Raw genomic sequence first — 18645 nt, forward strand, 5'->3', positions numbered from 1 at the left:
GAGACCGACCTTCGCCTCGGCCTCACCGAAGACGGCGGCGGGGCGGTGCCGGAAAGGGCGCGGGCGTCACTCCCGGCCCGGCTCCTGGTCCGTGGCGCCGCGCACCACGGCCACCGCGCCGGTGGCGGCGTCCGTACACCGTATGAGCGGAGTCCCCAGGTCACAGGATGCTCCCCCGCCGCGCGCCCGGGTCAGGGCCGAAGGTCACCGCGGCGGCGGACCTCCGGCCGGAGCCCGGCGCTGGTAGGGCGGGCGGAATACGGGGCAGGATCCAATGATCCCCGTCCTGAGGCGACGGTTCGCGGCGGGGACCTCGTGGAGGCGTCATGAGCCAGGTCTGGTTGCTCGCGCTGCGCGGGCTGTTCGGCGGCCTGCTGGTGACGGCCTTCGCCCTGCTCGGCGAGATGGTGTCCCCGAAGAGGTTCGCCGGCATCTTCGCCGCGGGGCCCGCCGTGGCCCTGGCGGGGATGAGCATCACGGTGCTGCACGCGGGAAGCCGTCCGCTCGCCGACTCCGCGCTCGGCATGATCGTCGGGTCGGCGGCGCTGGTGGTCTACTGCGCCCTGGCCGTCCCTCTGGTGGGGCGTCTCGGCGCGGTCGCCGGCTCGGCGGCGGCGGTCGGGGTGTGGCTGGCCGTCGCGGGCCTCGGATGGTGGCTGATGCCGTGAGCGGGCGGGAGAGGATCCGGCTGCGCCCGTCCGGGGCGCGGTGCGCGCACCCGGCCGGCATGGCGCTGCGTTTCGCCTTCGGCGCGGCCATCTCGGTGGTCGCGGCCCTGGTCACCGACCGGTGGGGCCCCGTCACGGGCGGCGTGTTCCTCGCCTTTCCCGCCACCCTGGCCGCCACGCTGACCCTCATCGAGCACGAGGAGCACCGGCGCCTCCCGGTCGAGCAGGACGCCCGCGGCGCGGTGCTCGGCGCGGCGGGCATGATCGTGTTCGCCGTGTGCGTGTGGGCGCTCGCCACCCGGCTGCCCGCCGCGCTGGTCCTCGTGACCGCGACCGTGGCCTGGGCACTGGTCGCCGTCGCCCTCTACCTGCTCTTCCAGGGGCGGCGCGACGGCGGGTGACGCCCGCGGCGGGTTCAGCGGGCCGCTCCGGGGCGCAGGGCCGGGCCGGGGTGTTCGGCCGTGGCGAGCGGCAGGTGGATGGTCGCGGTGAGGCCGCCGGACGGCGCGGAGGTCAGGGTGACCTGCCCGGTGTGGGACTCCACGATGCCCCGGACGATCATCAGCCCGAGGCCGGAGCTGGACGAATAGGACCAGTCCGCGCGGCGCACGAGCTCCTCGGCGCGTTCGGGCGGGATCCCCGGCCCGTGGTCCTCCACCTGCGCGACGACCGTCGCCGCGTCCTGCCGCACCCGCAGGACGACCGGCGCCCGGCCGTGCCGCGTCGCGTTCTCCACGAGGCAGTCGAGCGCGGTCTCCAGCCGCTCCTCGTCGCCCACGACCGGGGCGGGGACGGTGTCCACGTGGATCGTGCCGTTCACCAGGGGCGCCCAGCGCCGGCCGACCCGCTGGACGAGCGTGCCGAGGTTCAGGACGCGGGCGCCCGCGCCGGGATCCTGGTGCGCCCAGGCCAGGGCGGACAGGCGGCCGGTGATCCGGGAGAGCTTGTCCAGCTCCTCCACGACGACGCCCAGGTCCGCGGCCGGGTCGGAGTCGGCGCCCTCCACCTGGAGCATCTCGGCGTACCCCCGGGCGACGGTGAGCGGGGTGCGCAGCTCGTGGGTCGCGACCCGCACGAACCTCTCCGTCATCTCGTGCGCCAGGCGCTCGCGCGCGGCGGCCAGCCGGGCCTCGGCCGCCGCGGCCGTCCGCCACCGCACGTGCCAGACCATGACGAGGAACAGCAGGCACATCAGGGGGATCTCCGCCGTCTCCTCGAAGGCGATGACCTCGGAGCTGGCGTGCCAGTACAGCGGCACCCCCGTCGCCGCGGCGACGGCCAGGCAGACCGCGAGGGTGGCGGGCATCGGCCACGGCCGCACGCCGTACACCAGCGCGAACGAGATCCAGACCAGGTGGAAGGGGATGGTCTCGGCGCCGGGGAGTATCCACATGAGCGTGGCGTTGACCGTGGCGAAGACCGCCCAGGCCGGGACCGCCCAGCGCGCCGCCCGCGTCAGGTCAGCCCGCGACAAAGCTGTAGCCCACGTTGCGGATGGTCTCGATGGAGTCGGCGCCGAGCTTGGCGCGCAGCCGCCGCACGTACACGTCCACCACGTTGCTGGCGGCGTCGAAGGCGTGCCCCCACACGTCGGTGAGCAGTTCCTCGCGCCCGCACACGTCCCCGGCGCGGCCCATGAGGTGGCTGAGCAGCACGAACTCGCGTTGCGTGAGCTGGACGCTGCGGCCGGGGAGCTCGGCGGTGCGGCGGTGCGGGTCGAGGGCGACCTGCCCGGCCCTGATGCAGCGCCGGGCCGCCGCGGGCGCGGGCTCGGCCGCCCTGATGCGTACCCGGGCCACGAGCTCGGCGAGCGCGAACGGCTTGGCGAGGTAGTCGACGGCGCCATGGGCGAAGCACTCGACCTTGGCGGCGACGTCGCCGATGGCGGACAGGACCAGGACGCGCTGGTCGGGGCGCCGGGCGAGCATCTGCCGCAGCACGTCCACGCCGCCGAGCCGTGGCAGCATCAGGTCCAGTACGACCAGCGCGAACTCCTCGGCGTCCGCGAGCAGGAGGGCCTGCTCGCCGGTTCCCACGGTCCGGACGACGTGGCCGTCGCGTTCCAGGGCGCGCGAGACGAACCTGCAGATCCTCGGCTCGTCGTCCACGACCATGATCCGGGGCATCCAAGCTCCACGAGACTCAGCGGCGCCCTTTGCCCGACAACGCCGTCCGCTCCCTACGTCTCGTGTGTACCGCCCCTGATCAAGACCGGCAAGCATCCGGCTACGCCCCATATGGACGAGGTGTCTGACCTGGGGTGAAATGAGGTCAATCTGACAGTCAGATGACGGAGTCGTCATCTCCCGTGCCCCAGAAGGCACGGCCCCGGCACGAACGGCGCGGACGGGCCCGCCGGAACGGGCTTCCCGGACATGCGAAAACGCCCGGATATCGATATCCGGGCGTTTCTCGTGGGCGTGCGGGGGACGGGGTCCACCCGGACGGGTCACACGTCCATGCACCACATCCAGCCGTGGCCGCTGACCCAACAGCGGTACCACTCGTTGGGCATGGCGTTGGCCGGGGCGCTCGTGGCGGCGAAGGCGGCGCCGGCGAGGGCGACCGTGGCGGTCAGCGTGGCGACGCGGCGGGTGATCTTGCGCATCAGATCTCCTGAGGTCTCGTGGGGCGAACACCTGAAGTCAACCAACGGCGTCTTGGACCGCTCTTGGAGATCACTGCAGCGCTCACCGCCCCTGCGGCTCCGGCCAGGTCCAGTCGCGGACCTCCGGGGCGTCCTCGCCGTGGTCGCGGGTGTGGGCGCGTGCCCGGAGGCGGGCGTCCGACATGCGCTGCCGCAGGTGGGCGGCGGTGACGCGCAGGCCGGGGACGCGGTCGACGACGTCCATGACCAGGTGGTAGCGGTCGATGTCGTTGAGCATGGCCATGTCGAAGGGGGTTGTGGTGGTGCCCTCCTCCTTGTAACCGCGCACGTGCAGGTTGGCGTGGCCGTTCCTGCGGTAGGTGAGCCGGTGGATCAGCCACGGGTAGCCGTGGAAGTTGAAGATCACCGGCTTGTTCGTGGTGAAAAGGGCGTCGAACTCGGCGTCGGGCATGCCGTGCGGGTGCTCGGTCGGCGGCTGGAGTCGCATCAGGTCCACGACGTTGATCACCCGGACCCGCAGCCACGGCAGGTGCTCGCGCAGCAGCGCGGCGGCGGCCAGGGTCTCCAGCGTGGGCACGTCCCCGGCGCAGGCCAGCACGACGTCCGGCTCCTGCCCCGCGTCGTTGCTCGCCCAGTCGATGATGCCGAGGCCGCGGGCGCAGTGCGTGACCGCCTCCTCCTCGCCGAACAGGTCGAGCACGGGCTGCTTGCCCGCCACGACCACGTTGACGTAGTCGCGGGAGCGCAGGCAGTGGTCGGCCACCGAGAGCAGCGTGTTGGCGTCCGGCGGCAGGTACACGCGCACGACGCTCGCCTTCTTGTTGACGACGACGTCGAGGAACCCGGGGTCCTGGTGACTGAAGCCGTTGTGGTCCTGACGCCAGACGTGCGAGGACAGCAGGTAGTTGAGCGAGGCGACCGGCCGCCGCCAGGGGATGCGCCGGCTCGCGTCCAGCCACTTGGCGTGCTGGTTGAACATGGCGTCGACGATGTGGATGAACGCCTCGTAGCAGGTGAACAGGCCGTGCCTGCCGGTGAGCAGGTAACCCTCCAGCCAGCCCTGGCACAGGTGCTCGCTCAGCACCTCCATGACCCGCCCGCCCTCGGCCAGGTGCGCGTCGGTGGGCAGGGCCTCCGCGTGCCAGGCCCGGTCGGTGACCTCGAAGACGGCCGACAGCCGGTTGGAGTCGGTCTCGTCCGGCCCCATGAGGCGGAACGTCCGCGGGTTGGCGGCGATCACGTCGCGCAGGAACCGGCCGAGGACGCGGGTCGGCTCGGTGAACGCGGCGCCGGGCGCGGGCACCGCGACGGCGTGGTCGCGGAAGTCGGGCAGGACGAGGGGGCGCAGGATCTCGCCGCCGTTGGCGTGCGGGCTGGCGCTCATGCGCAGGGGACCCTCGGGGACGGTCTCCAGGATCTCGGCGACCGGGCGGCCGTCGGCGTCGAAGAGCTCGCCGGGCCGGTAGGACCGCATCCACTCCTCCAGCATGGCCAGGTGCGCGGGGTTCTCTCGGACGGCGGCCAGCGGGACCTGGTGGGCGCGCCAGGTGCCCTCCACGGGGAGGCCGTCGACCTCGCGGGGGCCGGTCCAGCCTTTGGGGGTGCGCAGCACGATCATCGGGAGCCGGTCGGCGCGGCCGTCCTTGTAGGCGGCGATCTCGTCGAAGACCGTGTCCAGCGTCTGCGCCATGAGCGCGTGCATGGTCGTGGGGTCGTCCCCTTCGACCAGGTACGGCCGGTAGCCGTACCCCTCCATGAGCTTGACCAGGTCCTCGGAGGGGATCCGGGACAGCACCGTCGGGTTCGCGATCTTGTAGCCGTTGAGGTGCAGGATCGGCAGGACGACCCCGTCGCGGCGCGGGTCGAGGAACTTGTTGGAGTGCCAGCTCGCCGCCAGCGGGCCCGTCTCGGCCTCGCCGTCCCCGATCACGCACGCGACCACGAGGCCCGGGTTGTCGAAGGCGGCGCCGTAGGCGTGGGCCAGCGAGTAGCCCAGCTCGCCGCCCTCGTGGATCGAGCCGGGCGTCTCCGGGGCCACGTGGCTCGGGATTCCGCCAGGGAAGGAGAACTGGCGGAACAGGCGGCGCATGCCCTCGGCGTCCTGCGAGACGTCGGGGTAGCGGTCCGAGTAGGCGCCCTCCAGCCAGGCGTGTGCCACCGCGGCGGGGCCGCCGTGACCGGGCCCGGCGATGTAGATCATGTCCTGGTCGCGCTCGGCGATGACCCGGTTGAGGTGGGCGAAGCAGAAGTTCAGCCCGGGAGTCGTGCCCCAGTGACCGAGCAGGCGCGGCTTGATGTGCTCCGGCTTCAACGGCTCGGTCAGCAGCGGGTTGTCCAGCAGGTAGATCTGGCCCACGGCGAGGTAGTTGGCGGCGCGCCAGAAGGCGTCGATTCTCTCAAGGGCGTCCATGAGATGATCGTCGCCTGAGCCGAACGCCGAGGTAAGGGACCTTGGTCCCTACCCGGCAGGGGCCATGGCGGCATAAATTCTCGTACATGATTCGCGTATTCCTTCTCGATGACCACGAGGTCGTCCGGCGGGGCGTCGCCGCCCTGCTGAACACCGAGGACGACATCGAGGTGATCGGCGAGGCCGGCACGGCCGAGTCGGCCATCGCGCGCATCCCGGCGCTGCGGCCCGACGTGGCCGTCCTCGACGTCCGCCTGCCCGACGGCAGCGGCGTCGACGTGTGCCGCGAGGTGCGCTCACGGCTGCCGGGGCTGGCGTGCCTGATGCTCACCTCCTTCGCCGACGACGACGCCCTGTTCGACGCCGTCATGGCGGGGGCCTCGGGGTACGTGCTCAAGCAGATCCACGGCTCGGACCTGGTCGGCGCGGTCCGCACGGTCGCGGCGGGCCAGTCCCTGCTCGACCCGCAGACCACCGCCGCGATGCTGCAGCGGCTGCGCGACCAGGCCGCCAGGAAGGACCCCCTGGCCGCGCTGTCGGACCAGGAGCGCCACATCCTCGAACTCATCGGCGAGGGGCTGACCAACCGGCAGATCGGCGAGCGGCTGTTCCTCGCCGAGAAGACCGTGAAGAACTACGTGTCGAACCTGCTGGGCAAGCTCAGCATGCAGCGCCGCACGCAGGCCGCCGCCCTGGCGGCGCGGATGAAGGCGGAACGGCACGAGTGAAGTGACTTTCGTCCCTGAACGCGAGACCACTCGGCGGAAGACCCTTGATGTCATGAAACTCGATACGGCCGGGCTGCGGGTCCTCACCCGTGAGGAGTGCCTTCACCTGTTCACGCTGACGCCGGTCGGACGCATCGTCTTCACCGACCGCGCCCTGCCGAGCGTCCAGCCCGTCAACTTCCTCCTGCACGGCGACGACATCGTGATCCGCACGTCGGCCGGGTCCAAGCTCGCCGCCGCCACCCGCAACGCCGTGGTGGCCTTCGAGGTCGACGAGATCGACGTGACGACCCGCACGGGCTGGTCCGTGACCGCCGTCGGGCACGCCCGCGCGGTGACCGACCCGGCCGAGATCGAACGCCTCTCGGCGTTGCCGCTGGTCCGGTGGGTGCCGGGCGATCAGGACCATTTCATCGTGGTGCGCGCCGAGCAGGTCTCCGGCCGGCGAATCGTCTGAGGATCATTTAAGGGGAACGTCCCAGACCAGCCGCGTCCCGCCCTCGGCCGGGGACTCGGCGACGAACGTCCCGCCGAGCCGCTCCGCCCGCTCCTGCAGGTTGCGCAGGCCGCTGCGGCGCCCCTCCGCGGGCAGGCCGACCCCGTTGTCCTGGACGACGAGCACGACGCGTCCGGCGTCCACCCGCGCGGCGACGTCCGCCTTCGACGCCTTGGCGTGCCGCACCAGGTTCGACAGCGCCTCTTGGAGGACGGCGAGAAGCTGGTCGGCGATCGGCGCGGGCACGTCGTTGTCGAGCTGCCCCTCCATGCGCAGCCCCGGCATGAACCCCAGGTGACCCCGCGCGCCCTCCACGAGCGCCACGACCCGGGCCCGCAGGCCGGGATCGGCGAGGTCCGGTGGCGTCTGGAGCGCGAAGATCGTGGAGCGGATCTGGCGGATCGTCTCGTCCAGCTCGTCGACGGCGTGCCGCACCCGGGTGGACGCCTCGGGGCGCTCGACCAGCCGCACCGCGCTCATCAGCGTCATCGCGACCGCGAACAGGCGCTGGATCACGACGTCGTGCAGGTCCTTGGCGATGCGGTCGCGGTCTTCCAGCAGGCCCAGGCGCTCGGCGTCCTTGCGTGCCGTCGCCAGCTCCAGCGCGATGGCCGCCTGGCCCGCGAAGGCGTGCAGCATGCGCAGCATCGACGGGGAGAACGGCAGCCGGCCCGGCCGCTTGCCCAGCGCGAGCACGCCGCGCACCGACCCGGCGGCGCCGAGCGGCACCGCCGCCGCGGGCCCTGATTCCACCTCGTCGGACATGTGGAAGCCGACCGTGCCCACGTCGCCCACGTCGCCGGCCGTGTACGGCTCCCCCGCCGCGTACGCCGCGCCCGGCAGCGAGCCCTCGACGGGGACCTCGGCGCCCACCAGGTCCTCGGCGCCCTCGGCGATCCCGACGCGCAGCGTCTTCCCGTCCGCGGACGGGAAGAGGATCGTGGTGACGTCGGCGTCGGCCATCTCCTGGACGTGCCGGGCGACCTGGCTCAGCACCTCGTCCACCCCCGCGCCGGTGAGCAGGGTGGTGGTGACCTCGGAGGACGCCTGGAGCCAGATCTCCCTGCGGCGCGTCTCCTCGTACAGGCGGGCGTTCTCGATGGCGACGCCGGCGGCGGTGGCCAGGGCGGTGACGACCGCCTGGTCCTCCTCGTCGAACTCCGCCCCGCCGCGCTTCTCGGTGAGGTAAAGGTTGCCGAAGACCTCGTCGCGCACCCGGAGCGGCACGCCGAGGAAGGACCTCATCGGCGGGTGGCCGGGCGGGAAGCCGTAGGACTCGGGATGGTCGGAGATGGCGGCGAGCCGCAGCGGCGCCGGTTCCTTGATCAGCAGGCCGAGCAGGCCGAGGCCGTGCGGCCAGTGCTCGATGCGGGCGATCTCCTCTTCGGACAGCCCGACCGGGATGAACTCCAGCAGCGTGCTCTCTTCGCCGATCACGCCGAGCGCGCCGTAACCCGCGTCGACCAGGCGGGTCGCGGTCTCGACGATGCGGCGCAGCACCGTCTCCAGTTGCAGGTCGCTGCCGACGGAGACGACGGCCTCCAGCAGCGCGTGCACCCGGTCGCGGGTGGCGAGGACGGCTTCCAGCCTGGTCTGAAGTTCGGCCAGCAGCTCGTCCAGCCGCATGCTGGGGACGAGGGAACTCGGCTCACCACTGCTCATAGCGGGATTCTTACATCAACGCGCTGAGGAGCCCATCCGGACCCGGATGGGCTCCTCAGGTGGGGCCGATCACTTGAGGACGGGGTACTTGCGCACCAGCGGGGTGGCGCCCCACCAGCGGCCGACGCCGAGGGTGTCGCCGGCCGAGACCAGCGCCAGGCCGGCCAGCACGACCGCGTAGACGAGGTGCTCGTCCATGAAGGGGTTGGTGGTGAGGGGAAGCTCGGCCGCCCACATCAGCACCATCATGAGCCCGCCGGCGACGGCGGCGATCCGCAGGCCGGCGCCGAGGATCAGCGCGACGCCGACGCCGAGCAGGCCGATCATGAAGAGCCAGTCGACCCACGCCTGCCCGGCGAGGCCGGAGAAGAGGTCGCCGAGGGTGTTCTCGCCGGTGCCCTTGAGGAAGCCGGTGGTCGGGCTGCCGCCCTCGATCCAGGCGCGGTCGCCGGGGGTCGAGAAGCCCAGGCCGAAGGTCTTGTCGAGGAAGGCCCAGAGGAAGACCCAGCCGAGGGCGATGCGGGCGATGGCCCAGACGTATCCGGCGCCGCGGGAAGAGGAGGCGTCCATGACGGGAAGGTCGGAGACGGAGTGCCGTCCGTTGATGGTGGCCATCATCGGCCCCTTTCGTCGAGTGTGCCGGTCGGTAAGCCTTTGCCGTTTCCTTACGCCTTAATCACACCGTTTCGCAGGACCGAATCCGAGGGCTGGACGACTCACCCCTCCGGCACCGAAGTCCCGTCATCCTCGGGACCTTCGGACTCTTGCAGAACCTCGCCCAGCGGGCGCCGCACGCCGCGCGTGCGGCCGGGCGCGTGGCCGAGACGCAGGATCATCTGCGGAAACTCCCCCGAGCACAGCTCGTGCCTGACGAACTCCCGCAGGTGGTGGTTCTCCAGCGCCTGGGTGTGGAACGCGGCGGTCACGTCGTGGGCGGAGGCGCGCAGCAGCACGCGCTGCAGCGCCTGCCCGGCCGCGATCCAGTCCTCCGGCGCGTCGCCGGGCGTGGTGAGCAGCGCGACGACGCCCGTCTCCACCGCCTCCTGCCGGTCCTCGCCGGTGCCCCAGGCGCGCCCGGCCGTGTAGTCGCGCTGGGCGAAGTGCGGCCACGTGCGCCCCGGCTCGCCGGGGTAGGCGTCGGCGGGCACCCCGTCCATGTGCCGGCTGCCCGGCGGGCGGCCCCAGCGGACGATCTCCAGGGTGAACGCGCGGTCCCGCGCCTGGACGTCCTGCGCCGCGGCGGTGACGGCCGCCAGGATCCGCGCCGCGGCCTCCGAGCCCACCGGGGTCAGCCGCGCGCCCTCGGCCCGCGCCTCGCCGACCAGGGTGTCCAGCAGGTCGCCGGAGACCGGGTCGGGGAGGAACCCCGCGCGGTGCGTGCGGCGGCGCGGGATCTCGGCGTTCATCACGCGCACGTCCTCGTCGGCCTCCTCGTCGGGGCCGAGCCGCACGGTCGCCAGCAGGGCGGGACGGTCGGGGTCGGGCAGGACGCGGACGACCGGCCGGTGCCCCATCGCCCGCAGGGCCGTGCGGATGTTGAACAGCGCCGCGCCGCAGCCGAGCAGCAGCTCCCTGCCCGCGGCGTCGGCGACGCGCAGCAGGCGGTCGGTGTCGGACCGCAGGCTGATCTCGCCTTCCTCCAGCGCGAAGCTCCACGGCTGCGTGTTGTGCGGCGACGGGGCCCAGACCGCGGCCTCCACCGCGGCGCGCAGCTCCTCTTTCGTACGCATGAGCGCTACACCTCCAGGCTCCAGTCCACCGCCGCGGACCCCCGCGACGGCAGGGACGAAGGGCACCGGCGGGAGGGACGTTGGTCGGGTCGGCCCGCCGTGCGCCGCTTGCTCCGAGCCCTGGCCGGAGCCGTGGGACCGACCAAAGTCCCTCGTGCGCGGGCCGTCCGGCACTGCCGCGCGGGCGCCGCGAAGCGGGACCGTGGCGGTGGACTTCCGATGGAGGCGCCGGCGGGCCTGACCCCCGCCGGCGCCGTCCGGCCGGCGAATTGGAGAACTTGCATGTCCGAGGAATGCGACGTCCTGCTCAGAGACGGCGGCATCGCCCACGTGCGCCCACTGGCGCCGGGCGACCGCGCCGCGCTCCACGACCTCGTCGACCGGACCTCGGAACGCTCCGCCTACCTGCGCTTCTTCACCGGCGGCCGGGGGACCGCGCGCGCCCACATGGACCGGATCACCGGCCCCGGCCACGAGGGCCGCGTGCTGCTGGCGACCGTCCGCGACCGCCCCGCCGCCATCGCCGAGTACACGCCCGCCGCCGACCCGTCGGTCGCGGAGATGGCGATCCTGATCGACGACGCCGCCCAGGGGCAAGGGCTCGGCACGCTGCTGCTGGAGCACCTGGCCGTCCGCGCCGCGGAGGCAGGGGTGAGGGAGCTGGTCGGCGAGGTGCTCGCCGAGAACCGCGCGATGCTCGGCGTGCTCCGCGACCTCGGCCTGCCGGTGGACCTCCATTTCGACGGTGGCCTGGTGCACCTGCGGATCGGGCTGGACCCCGATGACCGGTTGCTGGACCGCGTGGCGGCCCGCGACCACCAGGCCGAGCGGGCGTCGCTGGCCCGCGTGCTCGCCCCCGCGTCCATCGCCGTGGTCGGCGCGGGCCGCGACCCGTCCGGCGCCGGGCACAAGGTGCTGCGCAACCTCCTCGACGGAGGCTTCCCCGGCCCGGTCTACCCGGTGAACCCGAAGGCGGCGCGGGTGGCCGGGGTCACGGCGTACCCGGACCTGGGCGCGGTGCCCGGCCCGGTGGACCTGGCCGTGATCGCCGTGCCCGCGCCCGCCGTCCTGGACGTGGCCAGGGACTGTGCGGCGGCGGGGGTCAAGGGCCTCGTCGTGCTGACGGCCGGGTTCGCCGAGAACGGCGGGCGCGCCGCCGAGCGCGCGCTGGTGGCGATCTGCCGGTCGGCGGGCATGCGGATGATCGGCCCGAACTGCCTGGGCATCGTCAACACCGCGGCCCGAATGAACGCGACCTTCCTCACCGCGCCCGTGACCGAGGGAAGCGTCGCGGTGCTGTCGCAGTCCGGCGCGGTGGGCGCGGCGCTGCTGGACCGGCTGCCGGTGTCCTCGTTCGTCTCGGTCGGCAACAAGGCCGACGTGAGCGGCAACGACCTGCTCGACCACTGGGAGGACGACGAGGCGACCCGCGTCATCGCGCTCTACCTGGAGTCGTTCGGCAACCCCCGCAAGTTCGCGAGGATCGCCGCGCGCGTCGGCCGCCGCAAACCGGTGCTGCTGGTCAAGAGCGGCCGGTCCGGGGCCGGCGACCGCGCGGTCGCCTCGCACACCGCGGCCGCCGCCACGCCCGACGTCGCGGTGGACGCGCTGGTGCGCGCGGCCGGGGTGATCCGCCTGGACGGCGTGCGCGACCTGCTCGACACGGCGAGGCTCCTGACCGCCCAGCCGCTGCCCGCCGGGCGCAGGGTCGCCATCGTCGGCAACTCGGGCGGGCCGGAGGCCATGACCGCGGACGCCTGCGAGCGCGAAGGGCTGGTCGTGCCCGAGCCGGCCCTGTCCGGGAGCCTCGCCGGGCGGGTGCCCGCCGCGGCGGCGCTCGGCAACCCGGTGGACCTGACCGCCGACGCCTCGGCGGAGGAGATCGGGCTGGCCGTGGAGAGCGCGCTGGCCCGGCCGGACGTCGACGCCGTGCTGATCGTCTACACCCCGCCCTTCGGGTCCGGGCTGGAGGCCACGGCCAAGGCCGTCGCCGAGGCCGCCCGCGGCAGCGGGAAGACCGTGGTGGCCTGCGTGATGGGCCAGGACGGCACGATCGAGGACAGCGCCCCCGCCGTCCCCGTCTACGCCTTCCCCGAGCAGGCCGTCCAGGCGCTGGCCCGCGCCGCCGCGTACGCCGAGTGGCTGCGCACCCCGCCCGACCGGGTCGAGGGCGCCTCCATCGAGGCCGACCGGGCGGCCAAGGAGATCGTGCGCGCCGAGCTCGTGGCCCGCCCCGAGGGCGGCTGGCTGGACCCGGACGCGACGGAGCGGCTGCTCCGCGCGTTCGGCGTGTCCGTCGCCGAGTCGGTCACCGTGGAGGGCCCGTGGGCGGCGGGCGAGGCCGCGGCGGAGTTCGGGACGCCCGTCGTGCTCAAGGCGACGGGGCTCGTGCACAAGAGCGACGTCGGCGGCGTGCGCGTGGGTCTCGCCACGCCCGGCGAGGTGCGCCAGGCGTACCGCGAGATGGCGGCGGAGGTCGGGCCGGCGATGACCGGCGCGATCGTGCAGCGCATGGTCCCCCCGGGCGTCGAGATCATCGTCGGCGGCGTCAACTACCCGGCGTTCGGCCCGCTGCTCATGACCGGCATGGGCGGCGTCACCGCCGACCTGCTCGCCGACCGCGCCTTCCGTGTCCCGCCGGTCAGCGCCGACACCGCGGCCGAGATGATCGCCGACCTGCGCTGCTCCCCGCTCCTGTACGGCTACCGCGGCGGCCCGCGGTGCGACACCGCCGCCCTCGCCGGCCAGATCACCCGGGTCGGCCGGCTCCTGGACGCGCTGCCCGAGGTCGCCGAGCTGGACCTCAACCCCGTCATCGTCACCCCCGCCGGCGCCGTCGCCGTGGACGCCCGCGTCCGCCTCGCCCCCTGCGCCCCCGCGCCGTCGCCCTACGCCCGCCGCCTCCGCTGACCATGGATCCGGCCCGGCCTCCTGAGGGAGCCGGGCCGGAGGTGTGAAGGGTCACAGCAGCGGAAGACGTACGGCCTCCTCCTGCCAGGGCGGGCAGGTCAGGCGGGACACCACCGCGATGACGCCGTCCACGTGCCGCACCGCGTACAGCAGCGCGGAGATCTGGGAGGGGCGCTCCGCCTCGCCGGCGATGGTGACGACGCCGTCGGCGAGGCCGATGTCCAGGGTGGCGGGGTCGAGCCCGATCTCGTCGCGGACGACCGAGACGATGTCGTCGCGCAGGTCGGCCTCCGGGCGTTCGAAGACCCGCAGCAGGTCGGACCGGTGGACGGTGCCGGCGATCCTGCCGGTCACGGGGTCGATGACCGGGAGCTGCTCGACGTGCCGTTCGTGCATCAGGCGGGCGGCGTCCCTGACCGGCGTCCCCGGGGTGACCGTGACGGCGGGGGCGGTCATCAGCTCGCCCGCGCGCACGCCCGCGGCCTTGCGCCGGTCGAGCCGCCGCGTGCGCGTGAGCAGGGGAGCCGGGAACGCGTGCCCGGGCTCGATCTCCTTGAGCAGCAGGTCGTCCTGGGAGACCACGCCCACCGGACGGCGGTCACGGTCGATGACCGTGACGGCCCCGACGGCGTACTTCCTCATCGTGGCCACGATCTCGGAGAACGGCGCGTCCTGGTGGACGGCGATCGCCACACGTCCCATCACGTTCCTGACTTCGATCGTCATGATGTCTCCTCCTTCGTGCTCCACACTCCTCCGGCGCCCGCCGCGGCGGCAGCGGCGAACGTCCCCGGGCGGAGAGGCTTACGGCTCGGGCCGGGACGGGACCTCGTCGGCGCGCGGCGGTGCCGAAGGTCCCGCGTACGCGGAGCGGACGGCCGACCTGCGCAGGGCGGTCAACGACATCGCGCACGTCTACCTGGCCACCGAGGAGGAGAAGCGCAGGCTGGAGGACAGCCGACGCCGTCGGCGCCCCCGCCGCCGACGCGACGCCACAGTGCGTGATATGCACGAGAACGCACGATTCGGCGGGCCGCTGCGCGCCGGCGTGGCGTACGCGGACGTGAATGGGGAGGTCACCGGCGGTGAAGGTGCAGATCTGGGCGGACGTCATCTGCCCGTGGTGCGGCATCGGCCGTCACCGGCTCAAGGCGGCGCTGGAGCGGTTCGAGCACGCGGACGAGGTCGAGGTGGTCCACCGCTCCTTCCAGCTCGACCCCGGCGCGCCCGTCGGCGTCTCACGGCCGGTGGCCGAGATGCTCACCGCCAAGTACGGCATGGACCCGGCCCAGGTGGCCGCGATGAACGCGCGCGTGGAGGAGCTGGCCCACGCCGAAGGGCTCAAGCCGTACATCGTGGCCGACAACGTGGTGGGCGGCACCGCGCTCGCCCACGAGTTCCTCGCGCACGCCACCGCGCACGGCCTGCACACCCGGGCGTGGGACCACGTCTTCAGCGCCTACTGGGGCGAGGCCCGTCCCGTGTTCACCGTCGACGCGCTGGTTTCGCTCGGCGAGGAGATCGGCCTGGACCCGGCGGGCACCCGCGAGGCCCTCACCGACCGCCGCCACCGCTCGCAGGTCGAGCAGGAGCAGGCCGAAGCCCGGGCCCTCGGCGCGACCGGAGTCCCCTTCACCGTCGTCGGCGACCGCTACGGCCTCGCCGGCGCCCAGGACCCCGACACCGTCCTCGACGTCCTGCGACGGGCTTGGAACGGCGCTCACCAGGCATGACGGCGGGCGCGTAAGGTACAGGGTGACCTCCATCCTGCTCGTCGAGGACGACGACGTGATCCGCAAGACCGTCGCGATGGCCCTGGAGCGGTACGGCTACCGTCTCGCCACCGCCGCCGACGGTCTGGGCGGCCTGGAGGCCTTCCTGGCGGGCGGCCACGACCTGCTCGTGCTCGACGTGATGCTCCCCGGGCTGGACGGCATCGGCCTGTGCCGCAGGATCAGGGAGTCCAGCCAGGTGCCGATCCTGATGATGTCGGCGCGCGGCGACTCGCTGGACGTGGTGTCGGGGCTGGAGGCCGGGGCCGACGACTACGTCGTCAAGCCCGTCGACATCCCGGTGCTGGTCGCCCGGATCAGGTCGCTGCTGCGCCGCGCCACCACACCCGCGCCCCTGTCCGGCGTGCTCACGTTCGGTGAGCTGACCGTGGACCCGGCCGCGCTGGAGGTACGGCTCGGCGGACGGGCGGTCGAGCTGGCGCCGACCGAGCTGCGGCTGCTCCTGGAGTTCGCGGCCAACCCCGGGATCGTGCTGGAGCGCGCCACCCTGCTCCGCACCGTGTGGGACTACGGGTGGGACGGCGACAGCCGCGTCGTCGACCTGTGCGTGCAGCGGCTGCGCAAGAAGATCGGCGCCGACCGTATCGAGACCGTGCGCGGGTTCGGCTACAAACTGCGCCGGTCATGAGGCACGTCTCGCTGCGCTGGAAGGTCGCGGCCCTGATCACTTTGGCGTGCTGCGCGGTCGCGGCCGTCGTCGGCGCGCTCGTCCACCGCACGACCCTTGAGCGCGCGATGTGGCTGGGCGAGGCGCGGGCACTGGAGTCGGCCGAGACGATCGCCAAGGACTACCGCGCGGGCGCCCCCGCCGAGGCGTCCGCCCCGTGGACCGAATGGATCAAGTCACCGGACGACCTGCCCCCGCCCCTGCGCGAGCGACTCGCCGCGGCGTCGTCCACGGCCTGGCCGTCGTCCGCCACCTGGTACGACGACAGGAACCCCGAACAGCCGTGGATGTGGGCGGCGCAGCGGGTGGACGGCGGCCGCGTCGCCACCTCCCGGATCGAGATGGGCTCGGAGCGGCTCAGGCTGCGCGCCCTCGACCGCGCCATGGTCCGGGCCGCGCTGACCGCGCTCGTCGTCGTGGTGCCGGTCTCCGTGGGCCTGGCCGAGCTCGCCAACCGGCGGCTGCGGCGCGTCGCCGTCACCGCCCGCAGGATCGCGGACGGCGACCTGGACGCCCGCGTCGGCGGGAAGGGGCACGCCACCGGCCCGCGCGGCCTGGCGCGCTGGGCCGGGTCCGACGAGATCGCCGGCATCTCCGCCGCCGTGGACTCCATGGCGGCGAGCCTTCAGTACCGGTTGCTGGCCGAGCAGCGGTTCACCGCCGACGTCGCCCACGACCTGCGTACCCCGCTGATGGGCATGCTCGCCGCGGCCGAGCTGCTGGACGACGGCGAGGCCGCCGATCTGGTGCGCGACCGCCTGCGCGTGCTGCGCGCGCTGGTCGAGGACCTGCTGGAGGTGTCCCGGCTGGACGCGGGCGCCGAGGTGGCCGAGCGGATCCGGGTGCCGCTGGCCGAGCTGGCCGAACGGTCCGCGGCCCGCGTGGGGGTGGACGCGCGTGTGGTGGCCTCGGGCGACCCGGTGGCCGAGACCGACCCGCGCCGTCTGGACAGGATCGTCGCCAACCTCGTCCTGAACGCCTGCCGCCACGGCGAGCCGCCCGTGGAGATCACGGTGGAGGACCATGCGATCGAGGTGCGCGACCACGGGCCGGGTTTCCCTCCGGAGCTGCTGAGCGACGGCCCGAGACGCTTTCGCACCGGCGCCGCCGAACGCGGTCGCGGCCACGGCCTCGGGCTGACGATCGCGCTGGGCCAGGCCGGCGTCATAGGCGCCGACCTCACCCTGGCCAACGCCCACGACGGCGGCGCCGTCGCCACCCTCCGCCTCCCCCGCCGGGCGCCGGAGTCACCACGCTGACACACGGGCCGATACAGGCCGGCACGGCGTGATACACGGCTGATACACGGTCAAGCCCGGGCGGAGACACCGGCGCGGCCGTACGGACACATGAGCGGCGCACGCTGTCCGCCATGCGACGTTCCTTGATGCTCCTCCTCCTGGCGGGCGTCCTCGCCGGATGCGGGAGCGTGCCGTCCGTCTCCGGAGCCGCCGTGCCCGGCGTACCGCTGCCATGGCCGGAGGAAGGCCAGGCGGCGGTCGAGGTGGAAGGCGTGGGCAGCCTGGGCGTCAGCGGCGACCCGCGCCCCGTCCCCATCGCCAGCGTGGCGAAGGTCATGACGGCCTACGTGATCCTGCGCGGCCACCCGCTCAGGCCCGGCGACGACGGCCCGGCCATCACGGTGGACCGCATGGCCGCCGACGAGTCCTACGCGCCGCAGGAATCCACCGTCCCGGTCAGGGAGGGCAGCCGGATACGGCTGCGGCCTCTGCTGGAGCTGATGATGGTGCCGTCCGGCAACAACGTGGCGCGCCTTCTGGCCCGCTGGGACGCCGGTTCGCAGCCGCGCTTCGTCGCGCGGATGAACGCCGTCGCCCGCCGCCTGGACATGGACGACACCCGGTACACGGGAGCGAGCGGCGCCGAGGACAGCACCGTCAGCACCGCGGCCGACCAGCTCAAACTCGCCGCGCGGGCGATGCGCGACCCCGTCTTCCGCGAGGTGGTGGCGCGGGCCGACACCGCCGTCCCCGGCGAGGCGAGAAGGCTGCCCAACACCAACACGCTGTTGAACAAGCATGGCGTCATCGGCATCAAGACCGGCTCCGGCACCGCCGCGGGCGGCAACCTGATGTGGGCCTCCCGCGTACGGAGCCGCCTGGTGCTCGGCGTGATCCTCGGCCAGGCGACCGGCGTCACCCCCGTCGCCGCCAAGGCGGCGGCCCTGGAGGCCGGCGAGAAGATGAGCGCCGCGGTCGAACGATGGCTCCTCACATCCGCACCCCACTCCCTGACCCGCCCGGCTCGTCTCGTCATCCGCCGCGCGTGAGCGGCGGGGCCGGCTCCTCGGCCGCCAGGTTCCCGGGCCGCAGGCCGTGGCCCGCCGGCACGCCGGAGAGGCCGTCGTCCAGGCTGACGATCCGGTTGTCCGCGTCCACGAACACGACGCTGGGCCGCAGCGCGCGGGCCTCGGCGTCGCTCACCGTCGCGTACGAGATCACGATGACCAGGTCGCCCTTGTGGACGAGCCGGGCCGCGGCGCCGTTGACGCCGATGATCCCGCTGCCGCGCTCCCCCTCGATCACGTAGGTCTCCAGGCGGTTGCCATTGTCGATGTCCACGACGTGGACCAGTTCGCCGGGCAGCAGGTCGGCGGCCTCCATGAGGTCGGCGTCAATGGTCAGCGATCCCACATAGTGCAGGTCGCACTGGGTCACGGTCGCCCGGTGGATCTTGGACTTGAGCATCGTCCGGTACATCGGCGTGTCCTCTCCGACATGCGTCACACCTCGTCGTCGGTCGTCTGGCTGCGATTCTTCACAGAAGCGGAAGAACCAGACGACATGGCGACCGCACTCTACGGCGACAGGCGAACCGATGACCGACCCGGCGACGCCGCGACCATCCTCGGCGCCTTCGTGACGGCGCTCGCCCGGAACGTCGAGGCCGCGAACCAGGGACGGGACCGCATGCGCCTGCGGCTGTCCGTGCAATCCGGTGCCGTGACCGAAG

General features: G+C 73.3%; 18 protein-coding genes. 9 read left to right on the forward strand and 9 right to left on the reverse strand.

What is annotated here, in order from left to right; all coding sequences use genetic code 11:
* The first annotated feature begins 326 nt into the window (after positions 1-326).
* Both BJ982_RS06170 and BJ982_RS06175 read left to right on the forward strand, forming a co-directional pair.
* Positions 327-668, forward strand: coding sequence for a DUF3147 family protein (locus BJ982_RS06170; RefSeq protein WP_184877415.1), 342 nt, complete (start codon positions 327-329; stop codon positions 666-668).
* A complete protein-coding gene (locus BJ982_RS06175; protein ID WP_184877417.1) occupies positions 665-1069 on the forward strand; it encodes a DUF3147 family protein in 405 nt (134 codons plus the stop codon). The genes BJ982_RS06170 and BJ982_RS06175 overlap by 4 nt, the downstream gene beginning before the upstream one ends.
* A 14-nt stretch (positions 1070-1083) precedes the next feature.
* Here BJ982_RS06175 and BJ982_RS06180 read toward each other — a convergent pair whose 3' ends face one another.
* The 4 genes from BJ982_RS06180 to BJ982_RS06195 form a co-directional block, all read right to left on the reverse strand.
* Entirely contained in the window at positions 1084-2142 is a 1059-nt protein-coding gene (locus tag BJ982_RS06180; protein WP_184877419.1) for a sensor histidine kinase, read from the reverse strand.
* A complete protein-coding gene (locus tag BJ982_RS06185; protein ID WP_184877421.1) occupies positions 2129-2794 on the reverse strand; it encodes a response regulator transcription factor in 666 nt (221 codons plus the stop codon). Before BJ982_RS06185 ends, BJ982_RS06180 begins: the two co-directional genes overlap by 14 nt.
* A gap of 323 nt (positions 2795-3117) precedes the next feature.
* On the reverse strand, positions 3118-3276 hold the full coding sequence (locus BJ982_RS06190) for a hypothetical protein (RefSeq protein WP_184877424.1): 159 nt from the start codon (positions 3274-3276) through the stop codon (positions 3118-3120).
* An 82-nt stretch (positions 3277-3358) separates the two neighbouring features.
* Entirely contained in the window at positions 3359-5686 is a 2328-nt protein-coding gene (locus BJ982_RS06195) for a phosphoketolase family protein (protein ID WP_184877426.1), read from the reverse strand.
* An 86-nt stretch (positions 5687-5772) separates the two neighbouring features.
* Between BJ982_RS06195 and BJ982_RS06200 the strand changes: the two genes are divergently transcribed.
* Both BJ982_RS06200 and BJ982_RS06205 read left to right on the forward strand, forming a co-directional pair.
* Positions 5773-6414 (forward strand): response regulator transcription factor, encoded by a 642-nt coding sequence (locus tag BJ982_RS06200; RefSeq protein ID WP_184877428.1) that lies wholly within the window; start codon positions 5773-5775, stop codon positions 6412-6414.
* Positions 6415-6466: 52 nt separating this feature from the next.
* A complete protein-coding gene (locus BJ982_RS06205) occupies positions 6467-6871 on the forward strand; it encodes a pyridoxamine 5'-phosphate oxidase family protein (protein ID WP_184877431.1) in 405 nt (134 codons plus the stop codon).
* A gap of 3 nt (positions 6872-6874) precedes the next feature.
* On the opposite strand, the gene BJ982_RS06210 is transcribed toward BJ982_RS06205, so the two are convergent.
* The 3 genes from BJ982_RS06210 to BJ982_RS06220 all read right to left on the reverse strand — a co-directional run bounded on the left by BJ982_RS06210 (position 6875) and on the right by BJ982_RS06220 (position 10302).
* Positions 6875-8572, reverse strand: coding sequence for a sensor histidine kinase (locus tag BJ982_RS06210; RefSeq protein ID WP_184877433.1), 1698 nt, complete (start codon positions 8570-8572; stop codon positions 6875-6877).
* Positions 8573-8641: 69 nt separating this feature from the next.
* Positions 8642-9190 carry a DoxX family protein gene (locus BJ982_RS06215; RefSeq protein WP_184877435.1) on the reverse strand — a complete coding sequence of 183 codons (549 nt, stop codon included), beginning with the start codon at positions 9188-9190 and terminating at the stop codon, positions 8642-8644.
* Between the two features lie 98 nt (positions 9191-9288).
* A complete protein-coding gene (locus tag BJ982_RS06220) occupies positions 9289-10302 on the reverse strand; it encodes an Acg family FMN-binding oxidoreductase (protein WP_184877437.1) in 1014 nt (337 codons plus the stop codon).
* A 282-nt stretch (positions 10303-10584) separates the two neighbouring features.
* On the opposite strand from BJ982_RS06220, the gene BJ982_RS06225 reads away from it, so the two are divergent.
* Positions 10585-13212, forward strand: a complete 2628-nt coding sequence (locus BJ982_RS06225; protein WP_184877439.1) for a bifunctional acetate--CoA ligase family protein/GNAT family N-acetyltransferase — start codon at positions 10585-10587, stop codon at positions 13210-13212.
* 51 nt (positions 13213-13263) lie between these two features.
* Here BJ982_RS06225 and BJ982_RS06230 read toward each other — a convergent pair whose 3' ends face one another.
* Positions 13264-13938: a CBS domain-containing protein gene (locus BJ982_RS06230; protein ID WP_184877441.1), complete on the reverse strand. Its 675-nt coding sequence runs from the start codon at positions 13936-13938 to the stop codon at positions 13264-13266.
* A 359-nt stretch (positions 13939-14297) separates the two neighbouring features.
* Between BJ982_RS06230 and BJ982_RS06235 the strand changes: the two genes are divergently transcribed.
* The 4 genes from BJ982_RS06235 (at position 14298) to BJ982_RS06250 (ending at position 17962) form a co-directional block, all read left to right on the forward strand.
* Positions 14298-14945, forward strand: a complete 648-nt coding sequence (locus BJ982_RS06235) for a DsbA family oxidoreductase (protein ID WP_184877443.1) — start codon at positions 14298-14300, stop codon at positions 14943-14945.
* Between the two features lie 22 nt (positions 14946-14967).
* A complete protein-coding gene (gene cseB / locus BJ982_RS06240; RefSeq protein ID WP_203959362.1) occupies positions 14968-15633 on the forward strand; it encodes a two-component system response regulator CseB in 666 nt (221 codons plus the stop codon).
* The gene (locus BJ982_RS06245; protein WP_184877445.1) at positions 15630-16931 is read left to right on the forward strand and encodes a sensor histidine kinase; all 1302 of its coding nucleotides are present in this window, start codon (positions 15630-15632) and stop codon (positions 16929-16931) included. The genes cseB and BJ982_RS06245 overlap by 4 nt, the downstream gene beginning before the upstream one ends.
* 113 nt (positions 16932-17044) lie before the next feature.
* The gene (locus BJ982_RS06250; protein ID WP_184877447.1) at positions 17045-17962 is read left to right on the forward strand and encodes a D-alanyl-D-alanine carboxypeptidase family protein; all 918 of its coding nucleotides are present in this window, start codon (positions 17045-17047) and stop codon (positions 17960-17962) included.
* Here the strand turns inward: BJ982_RS06250 and panD are convergent.
* The gene (gene panD, locus BJ982_RS06255; protein WP_184888476.1) at positions 17946-18392 is read right to left on the reverse strand and encodes an aspartate 1-decarboxylase; all 447 of its coding nucleotides are present in this window, start codon (positions 18390-18392) and stop codon (positions 17946-17948) included. The genes BJ982_RS06250 and panD overlap by 17 nt on opposite strands.
* Positions 18393-18645 lie beyond the last annotated feature (253 nt).

The sequence above is a fragment of the Sphaerisporangium siamense genome (assembly GCF_014205275.1).
GTDB classification, from domain to species: Bacteria; Actinomycetota; Actinomycetes; order Streptosporangiales; family Streptosporangiaceae; genus Sphaerisporangium; species Sphaerisporangium siamense.